The sequence below is a fragment of the Mesorhizobium sp. M0633 genome, assembly GCF_040320645.1.
In the GTDB taxonomy this organism is placed as follows: domain Bacteria; phylum Pseudomonadota; class Alphaproteobacteria; order Rhizobiales; family Rhizobiaceae; genus Mesorhizobium.
Genome location: NZ_JAMYQC010000039.1, coordinates 49,476 through 56,064 on the forward strand (window position 1 = coordinate 49,476; position 6,589 = coordinate 56,064).

Below are 6,589 nucleotides of genomic sequence, written 5' to 3' on the forward strand. Positions count from 1 at the left end.
CGCTCGCGTACAAACCCGGAGCCTTGCCATGGCATTCCTGAGCGGCCTTTCCGCGTTTCCCATCACGCCGACCGATCGTGACGGCCGTGCCGATACCGTTGCTCTGCGCAAGCTGATTGCCAGGCTTGGCACCGCTCAGGTCGATTCCATCGGTCTTCTCGGCAGCACCGGCACCTACATGTATCTGTCGCGCGAGGAACGGCGACGGACGCTCGCCGAGACCTTGGACGAAACCGCGGGGCGAATGCCGGTCCTGGTGGGTGTAGGCGGGCTGCGCACCGATGAAGCCGTGGGGCTCGCGCAAGACGCCAAGGCCCTTGGAGCTGCTGCGGGTTTGCTTGCCGCCGCCTCCTACACCCCGCTTACTGATGACGAGGTGTTCGAACATTTCTCCACTGTGGCGCGCGAAAGTGGCCTGCCGATCGTCGTCTACGACAATCCAGGAACGACGCATTTCCATTTCAGTCCACCCCTTGTCAGCCGCCTGGCAAAGGTGGCTGGGATTGTCGCCATCAAGAATCCGACAGACAAAAGCGATGCGATCAAGAGCCATCTGACCGCCCAGAGGCGCACGCTGCCGGAAGGGTTCTCGATTGGCTACAGCGGCGACTGGAACGCCGCCGAGGCCATGATCGCCGGCGCCGACACATGGTACAGCGTCCTCGCGGGCATCCTGCCCGAGGTCTGCATGACGATCGTCACGGCGGCGCAACAGGGCGATGCGGCCGAAGCGCGACGGATCGATGCCGCGCTGGTCCCGATCTGGAGCCTCTTCAAGGAGTTCTCGAGCCTTCGCGTCGTCTATGCACTTGCCGAATTGCTCGACATTTGCCGTGCCGACCCCCCGCGTCCCATCCTGCCTCTGCCCTTAGCAGCGAAGCGCCAGATCGCCGCCGCGTTGGAACGCTTGCCATCGGATGCCAGCCGGTGAACAGCGAACCCCGTCGGCAAGTGAAAGGAAGTGTCATGTATTTACCCGCTCATTTCGATGAACCGGGCCGAGAAGTCCTTTACGAACTGATCGAGAACAACGCACTCGGCGTGCTGATAACCATGGCTGGAGCGGTCTCGACGCCAATCACACCCCATTCGAACTCGACACGTCACAGGGAGAAAACGGTACCCTTTACTCCTGCGCGATTAGTACACGTGCCGAAGGATAGTGCACATCCTCGCTCGAGTGACTTATTTCAAAGGATGTGATCGCGTTTTGGCACATTCACGGCCGACATGCGGCAGCCGGTAACTCACCACATGGTGAGCAAACCCTCCGGCCTACACTCTCTCCCGGAGCGCACGTGCTGCATGGACCATGTTCATGAGGGCAGGGCGGACCTCCTCCCATTTGCGTGTTTTGAGGCCACAGTCCGGGTTTACCCACAGTTGGGAATCCAACAGTCGCTCGCGGGCAAGCATGACGAGATCCGAAATCTCGCCGACTTCCGGGACGCGTGGTGAGTGAATGTCGTAGACTCCGGGACCGATTTCGTTCGGATATTTGGAGCTCGCGAAGGCGTCCAGCAGTTCCATCTTCGAGCGCGACGTCTCAATCGAAATGACATCCGCATCCATTTCAGCGATCGCGTCGATGATCTCGTTGAACTCCGAGTAGCACATGTGGGTATGGATTTGAGTCGCGTCCTTTACACCCGTTGAAGCGATCCGGAAGCATTCGACAGCCCAGTCGAGATAGTCTTTCCAGTCAGACTGGCGCAGTGGCAATCCTTCGCGAAACGCGGCCTCATCGATCTGGATCACCCTTGCGCCGGACCATTCGAGATCCGTCACCTCGTCGCGGATGGCGAGCGCGATCTGGCGGCATGCTTCGGAGCGGGGTACGTCGTCGCGAACAAAAGACCAGTTGAGAATGGTCACCGGGCCTGTGAGCATTCCCTTCACAGGGTTTTCCGTAAGCGACTGGGCGAATTGCCACCAGCGCAGCGTCATCGGCTTGGGCCTCGATACGTCGCCGAAGATGATGGGGGGGCGCACGTAACGCGACCCATAGCTCTGCACCCAGGCATGCTGGGTGAAGGCGAAGCCGGACAGCTGCTCGCCGAAATGCTGTACCATGTCGTTTCGTTCGAACTCACCGTGCACCAGCACGTCCAGCCCGATCTCTTCCTGCCAGCGAATTGCAGCCTCGATCTCCTTCTTCAGGAAGGTCTCGTAGTCGACATAGCTCAGCTGGCCCTTCGCATGAGCGGCCCGCGCCCTGCGTACCTGCGGCGTCTGCGGGAAGGACCCGATGGTCGTCGTCGGGAACGGCGGCAGCCCGAGCGTGCCGGCCTGGACTCTGGAGCGCTCGGCAAAAGCGCTCTCTCGTCGCTTCATGCTGTCGTCAATGCTGGCGATCCGTCCCTCAACAAGCGGGTCATGGATCTTCGTGGATGTCACGCGAGTGGCGGCGGCCTCGGCAGACGCTTTCAACGCGCCTGCCACCGCATCCCTGCCTTGGGACAGGGCCCGGGCAAGCAACACCAACTCGTCGGTCTTCTGGGCCGCGAAGGCGAGCCACGACCTGATGTCCGCGTCGAGTTCCGTCTCCATGCGGAGGTCGATCGGCACATGCAGCATCGAGCAAGAAGGCGCGATCTCGACGCGGTCCAAGGGCCAGCCGGCGACGATCGGTTTGATGCGGTCGAGAATGGCGGGCAGGTTCGCACGCCAGACGTTGCGGCCATCGATCAAGCCAAGCGAGAGCACCAGATCCTTCGGTGCGAGCCGACCCATCGTTTCCAGCTGCTCGGGAGCGCGCACGAGATCAATATGCAGCCCGGCCAGGGGCAGAGAAACCGCGGTTTCGAGATTGTCTCCCAGCGGCCCGAAATAGGTAGCCAGCATGATCTTCAGCTCGGGCGCGGCTTTCGACAGCTGGCCATAGGCGAATTCGAACGCAGCTCGTTCGTTCGGGTTCAGATCGAGGACAAGCGCTGGCTCATCGATCTGCACCCAGTCGGCTCCAGACAGCTTCAGCCTCTGCAGGAGTTGCTCGTAGACGGGCAGCAGCCGCGGCAGGAGCGCGATGGGATCGAATCCTTCGGCAGGCGATTTCGCCAGCTTGAGGAAGGTGACCGGTCCAAGGATGACTGGGCGTGTGTGAATGCCGAGGGCTTTAGCCTCGAGGAAGTAATCGACCGGCTTCGTCGACGAAAGAGCGAACGTTTGATCATCGTTTAGTTCCGGCACAATGTAGTGATAGTTGGTGTCAAACCACTTGGTCATTTCCATCGCGGTTACACCAGGCCGATGAGCCGCATGCTGGTGACCACCGTGCCCACAATCCTCCGTCTGACCTTGGTTGCCGCGCGCCATAGCGAAGTAGATGTCGAGTGGGACCTCGCCCCCATTCCAGGCGTAACGAGACGGAAGGGCGCCGACCATGGCTGCGGTGTCGAGCACATGGTCGTAAAGCGAGAAGTCGTTCGACGGGATTTTCGACACGCCGCGATCGTGCTGCTCTTCCCAGCTAGCGGCACGGAGCGCCTTCGCCGTCGTGAGAAGGTCGGCGGCGGAAGATTTTCCGGACCAGTAACTTTCAAGCGCGAACTTCAGTTCTCGCCGACGACCGAAGCGCGGCACGCCGAGCGTTGCTACAGGAATTTGCTGAGAGACAGTCATGCCAGACCCCGATGGTTGGGGCGTCGGTGACAAGGAAGGCGCTAGCACGCCGGCACGAACGCCAGGCTGCAGCGGCCACCGAGACACCCCGCCCGTGGACGTAATTCGCCGTGGCAGGTCTCCTGGCTCGCGGGTCATAGCCTCTACCCGTCTTCCCAAGGCTATTCGCCTCAGTGACATGAGTGGGGTCAGCTTGCCGCTAACAGTTGCGGGGGCAGCGCCGGCATCGCACCGGCTTCCCTCTTAGCTCCGCTGCGGCACCGCCGTACGGAGAACCACGACGCGGGAGACAATTACAACAGTTCGCTTCTTTGTCAACGCCGCATAAAGAAATGTTTATGTCGTTATGTTAAATTTCCATTGGCATGTTCCAAAGGTCGCCTCGAAAGCGAAAACTGTGGAAGCCTTGAGCGGCCGGTAAATCAAAGCAATTACGCACGGCGCCCTTGTCCAGGAGGATAGGAGTTCGTCGGCTCCCGGCGGCAAACATACCGGCAAGCGCCGTGGTGCTGCTTCCCGCATCATGCGAACGCCACCTCGGCATCGAACTTCGGCTCCGAGGTTCCGACCGCTTCGTCGGTGATCTGCTCGCGACCATATTCGGCTCAATGGCGAGGCTGTTGCCTAGGAAGCTGTTGGCCGTGATGCCCTCGGTGATACGACACAATGATTTCGAGGGGAGCACCCGAGGCCCGGCGCAGCGGCGTGTTGCGAAGTGATCGAGGCCAATGTCTCGACCTGCTTGTTCGCAGCCCACCGGCTCAAGGTAACCGGCTCAAACCAACGGGCCAGCTCAAGTCCTGTCCAAATGAGGCCTGAGCGGCAAATCGTCGTGCACGCGCACGGTTTGGCGTTCGATCTTGTGATGCGTCTGGGGCGGGCAATCGCCACGGTGCAGCGCTTCCAGGCGCGCAACGATTTCGGCGTCATCCTGGGTCCGCCTGTTGTTGTGGCGAACATACTCGACCCAGGTTGGCACATGATAGCACTCGGTCCATAGTTCGGGCTTTTCCAGGTCACGCAGCAACGCCCATTGTCTGGCGCCATCTCGCAGCCGGGCTTTTCGCCACGATGTCATCACACTGAGAAATTCTGGGACATCTCTCTGATCGATACGATAATCGACCATCACCATGATCGGACCGCTTCGTGGCCGCAGGTCAAGTTGCAGCGTCGGTTCGCTGAACTTGTTGGTCGGATCCAGATTGAGCGTTTCGAAATCCGGCTGACGCAGAACGATTCCCATCAGTCCACCAATCACAAGAACCACGCTGGCGACGAGGAAGGCTCCCGAAACACCTTGGACATCCGCCAGTTCGCCCCAAAGCCAGCTTCCCGCCGCCATGCCGCCGTATGTGGCCGTCTGATAGAGAGACAGGGCGCGTCCAACCACCCACCGCGGCGCCGAAAGCTGCACTGTGACGTTAAACAGCGAGAATGATTGAATCCAGGCCGCACCGGCCGGCATGAGGAGCAGACAGCTCAGTCAAACGTGCTCACTCCATGCCAGAAAGAAGCAGCTGATCGCCAGTATAAAGAACGCACCGCGAATGACCCATTCGTTGGAGAGAACTTCTCGGACCCGCCCAATGAGGAGCGCCCCGCAAATCGCTCCCAGGCCGAAGAAGCCGAGCATCACGCCGTAGGTGACTGCGGTCCCTTTGATCGCGAGCGACCAACGGCAGGAGAGCCAAAATGACCACGGCGGTGAGGCCGAAAATGAAACTCCGGCACATCACCTTGAGAAGGTTCGGCGACAAGAGCACGTAACGGAAGCCCGCCGCCATCGCACTGCCGAAAGCCTCCCGCGGCAGCGCTTGTCGTGCCCGTACCGCTTTCCACCGCAACAGCGCAGCGATCAGAGCGAAGTAGCAAAAGACGTTAAAGAGGAACGCGAAGGCCGCACCGGCTGTGGCCACGATTAGGCCGCCAATCGCCGGCCCGATGCTGCGCATGAGATTGTAGCTCATGCCGTTGAGCGCAACCGCACTAGGCAGGTGTTCGCGAGGCAGGATATCCCCCATCGAGGCTTGCCAAGAGGGATCGTGCAATGCCCAACCACAGCCGATCAGGAAGGTGAGACCCAGAAGGGTCCAGGGTGTCATTTCCCCCGCATAGGTCAGGAATGCCAGGAAGGCGGATACGCAGACCATCAGCTGTTGCGCAGTCAACATGATCCGGCGACGGTCAAAGTTGTCCGCGAGCGCTCCCGCCGCGAGCGAGAAGATCATATAGGGGAGGGTGGTCGATGACTGGACGAGCGCCACCATTCCATGGGAGGTGGCGATGCTCGTCATCAGCCAAGCCGCCGCCACACCTTCCACTAGAGCGGTTCCCCCTTTGACGGAATCAAAGGGGATTCCAGATTTATCTGTTTTGTGATTCAAGATGCTGGCTGGAGTGGAGGCCAGCATCGGATGACCCGACCTCTTTCCAATGATCTTCGCGAACGTGTTGTAGCGGCGGTTTTGGGTGGCGAGAGCCGCCGGTCGGCCGCCAAACGGTTCGGCATTTCGGTTTCGGCGGCGGTGAAGTTGTTGCAGCGCCATCGGGTGACTGGCTCGGTCGCGCCGGGCAAGATGGGTGGACATCGCAAGAGGTTGCTGGAGCCGCACCGTGCCTTCATCGAGGCGCGTATACGTGAGACACCGCATCTGACGCTGCACGGTTTGAAGGATGAGTTGGCCGCACGCGGGGTCAAGGTCTCGCACAACGCGGTCTGGATGTTCTTGAGGCGCGAGGGCCTGAGCTTCAAAAAAAACGCTGTTCGCCCTTGAGCAGGCGCGCGCCGATATTGCCCGCAGGCGTCAGCGATGGCGATCTTGGCAGGCCGGCCTCGATCCGCAGCATCTGGTCTTCATCGATGAGAGTGTGCTGCAGAGGCACGGAAGGAGTTCAGTATGAGCTAACCCCGTAACGTGAAGCTGCGTGAATGATGGAGGACGGCCCTCCGGGATCGGCTTTCAGG

At 60.5% G+C, this 6,589-nt stretch carries 2 protein-coding genes, 2 pseudogenes and 1 riboswitch; of the genes and pseudogenes, 2 read left to right on the plus strand and 2 right to left on the minus strand.

Annotated elements, in window-relative coordinates; all coding sequences use genetic code 11:
- The first annotated feature begins 28 nt into the window (after window positions 1-28).
- Window positions 29-931, plus strand: a complete 903-nt coding sequence (locus NKI47_RS29645; protein ID WP_352594555.1) for a dihydrodipicolinate synthase family protein — start codon at window positions 29-31, stop codon at window positions 929-931.
- A 344-nt stretch (window positions 932-1,275) separates the two neighbouring features.
- On the opposite strand, the gene metE is transcribed toward NKI47_RS29645, so the two are convergent.
- The gene (metE, locus tag NKI47_RS29650) at window positions 1,276-3,621 is read right to left on the minus strand and encodes a 5-methyltetrahydropteroyltriglutamate--homocysteine S-methyltransferase (protein WP_352594557.1); all 2,346 of its coding nucleotides are present in this window, start codon (window positions 3,619-3,621) and stop codon (window positions 1,276-1,278) included.
- Window positions 3,622-3,716: 95 nt separating this feature from the next.
- Window positions 3,717-3,916: riboswitch (cobalamin riboswitch) on the minus strand.
- 498 nt (window positions 3,917-4,414) lie between these two features.
- Window positions 4,415-6,035: pseudogene (locus tag NKI47_RS29655) on the minus strand (MFS transporter).
- Between the two features lie 3 nt (window positions 6,036-6,038).
- On the opposite strand from NKI47_RS29655, the pseudogene NKI47_RS29660 reads away from it, so the two are divergent.
- Window positions 6,039-6,492 (plus strand): annotated as a pseudogene (locus tag NKI47_RS29660) (transposase); the annotation flags it as partial.
- Between the last annotated feature and the right edge of the window lie 97 nt (window positions 6,493-6,589).